Annotated in this window: 2 protein-coding genes; both read left to right on the top strand. The window is 43.6% G+C overall.

From position 1 onward, the window contains the following. Positions 1-95 precede the first annotated feature (95 nt). Positions 96-1,091, top strand: a complete 996-nt coding sequence (locus tag Q8907_15595; protein MDP4275694.1) for a family 43 glycosylhydrolase — start codon at positions 96-98, stop codon at positions 1,089-1,091. A 23-nt stretch (positions 1,092-1,114) separates the two neighbouring features. Next, positions 1,115-2,767: a hypothetical protein gene (locus tag Q8907_15590; protein ID MDP4275693.1), complete on the top strand. Its 1,653-nt coding sequence runs from the start codon at positions 1,115-1,117 to the stop codon at positions 2,765-2,767. Positions 2,768-2,775: the final 8 nt, after the last annotated feature.

Here is a 2,775-nt window from a genome sequence, read left to right as displayed (position 1 = left end):
TATAAAATGGGGTTGTTTTTTCTTTGAGGTTATAGCCAAAGATGACTAGTCCATTATAATCAGCCCTGCCAACGGTTAATTTTATTTACGTAATTATGAAACTGACATTTAACTTAAAACTAACAAGTACTTTGTGTCTGATTGTACTGTTTAACAGTATGTTTGCACAAAAACAAAAAATCATCCAGCCTTGTGAAGTATGGCCGGACGAGAATGGAAACCATATTCAGGCGCATGGCGGAGGTATCATCAGGATTAAAAACACTTATTACTGGTACGGTGAGCAACGGACGAAAGACCTGGATCCTAAATATCGCTATGTCAGTTGTTATTCGTCAAGAGACCTTATCAACTGGAAATTCAGAGGTAATGTAATTAAAATGCTGCCGCCTGATTCGCTCGGAGAAGGATGGATTCTGGAACGTCCGAAAGTCTTTTATAATGCTAAAACAAAGAAATATGTCATGTATTTCCATGTGGATGATAAACGCTACAAAGTGGCGGAAGTGGGTATTGCCGTGTGCGACAAACCGGATGGGGATTTTAAGTACATCAAGAGGTTCCGTCCGTTGGGGCACGAAAGCCGTGATATAGGTCAGTTTATTGACGACGATGGCAGTGCATACCTGGTTTTCGAAGACCGGCCTTTTGGGTTCCGCATTGCCAGACTCTCCGACGATTACATGAATGTAGAAAAACAAATGACATTAGTGCAGGCCCACATGGAGGGTGGTGCTATAGTTCATTACAATGGTCTTTATTATGCGATTGGTTCTGAATTGACCGGTTGGCGTGCCAATCCTAACAAATATGCAACGGCGCCCACGCTGGAAGGGCCCTGGACTGAATTTAAGAATATAGCTCCTCCGGAAACCAATACCTATGGCTCACAATCCACTATGCTAATTAAAGTAGCCGGCACGAAGAAAACTACAGTGATTTTTATGGGGGATATCTGGAAACCAAAAGCACAATGGGATTCCCGTTATTTATGGATGCCGCTTGAAATAGGAAACGGGAAATTATGGCTGCCAAAACCTCAGCCATTTAGCCTGAATGTCAAGACCGGTGAGGCGTCCATTGTCAAGTAATACGTGTAAAAGATTGGATTTTCATGAAACGAAAAAATCACTTGAATTTTTTCTTCCTGGGGCTTTTATTGATCATGGCCATTGGCCCGAGTTTTGCACAGGAATGGCAATGGTCGGTTCCGGTTTACGGAGTTGATAATAACGCCCGTGCTTTTTTATGGATACCTTCGGGTTGTAAGCAGGTTCGTGGGTTTGTATTGGCACAGCACAATATGGAAGAGATTTCTATTCTCGAAAATCCAATTTTCAGGAAGGAAATGGCCAAATTCGGTTTTGCCGAGATATGGGTGTCGCCGTCGCCAAACGTTCTGAAATTCTTTGATTTTAGTAAAGGTGCCGGGGAAATCACTAATGCTTATATTGACAGCCTGGCAAAAATTTCCGGTTATACGGAATTGTCGTTTGTCCCGGTAGTGCCCCTTGGACACTCCGCTGCGGCAAGTTTCCCTTATTATTTTGCAGCCCTGTATCCTCAAAGAACTTTAGCTGCAATTTCCACAAGCGGGCAGTGGCCTTATTTCCGGAATCCTGTATTTGCACCCGATATTTGGGGTAACCGGAACATTAACTTTATACCCTGCCTGGAAACAATGGGAGAATATGAGGCGGCTGATACCTGGTCGAGGGAAGGATTGAAAGAACGGCAAGAACATCCTTTAATGCCATTGAGTATGATTGCAGTGCCCGGCGAAGGCCATTTTGCCAGTTCCGACCGGAAAGCCGCTTTTATCGCTTTTTTTATCAAGAAAGCCATACAATATCGTTTTCCTAAAAGTAAGCAGCAAGGTAAATCTCTTGTTTTGAAGCCTATAGATCCATGCAAAACCGGTTGGCTGGCCGATAAATGGAGAAAAGACCAGCTTCCTGCAGCCAATGCGGCCCCGGTTGGACAATACAAAGGAAACAAAAATGAAGCGTTTTGGTATTTTGATCAGGAAACTGCACGGGCCGTGGAAGAGTATGGTAAAGCTTTCCGTGGGTTAAAGCCTCAACTTCTGGGATATGTACAAAACGGGAAAATGGCTCCGCAGCAAAACACCCATTTGCAGGTAAGCCTGAAGTTTTTTCCGGAAAATGACGGGGTGACATTTCACCTGAAAGGGGCCTTTTACGACTCTGTTCCCTCTGTGAGCAGCCGTTTGTCCGATTGGACAAAATTGCCTGCCGGGTCTAAGCTTGGCCATTCAAAAAAATTGGGTTTAATTACCATCGAACGAATTTGCGGGCCATTCAAAAAAATTTCGGACACTACCTTCGTTTTGCAATTAAACCGGGAGATTGACTTAAATGCCCCAAAATTTTCGTTGACTTTTGCCTTGAAACATCCTGGCGATGCGGAGTATAAAGCAGCCGTACAACAGGCTGAAATGGTACTGCCTGCTATGTTGAAGGAGGGCCGGGATCAGACTATCACTTTTAATTCTATTCCCGATCAAAAAGCGGGGATAAAAGAATTGCAGTTGCATGCTACTTCCGATGCCGGAGTTCAGGTTTATTTTTACGTGTTGGAAGGCCCCGTTGAGTTGGATGGAAATGTGTTGAAGTTTACTCAAATTCCGCCCCGGGCAAAATATCCGCTAAAAGTAACAGTTGTGGCATGGCAATACGGAAATTCAACTGAACCAAAATTGAAAACGGCAACTCCGGTTGTTCGTAGTTTTTACCTGATTAAATAATAGAAATT

The organism is Bacteroidota bacterium (assembly GCA_030706565.1).
Taxonomy (GTDB): domain Bacteria; phylum Bacteroidota; class Bacteroidia; order Bacteroidales; family JAUZOH01; genus JAUZOH01.
This window is presented reverse-complemented; position numbering and strand designations above follow the sequence as displayed.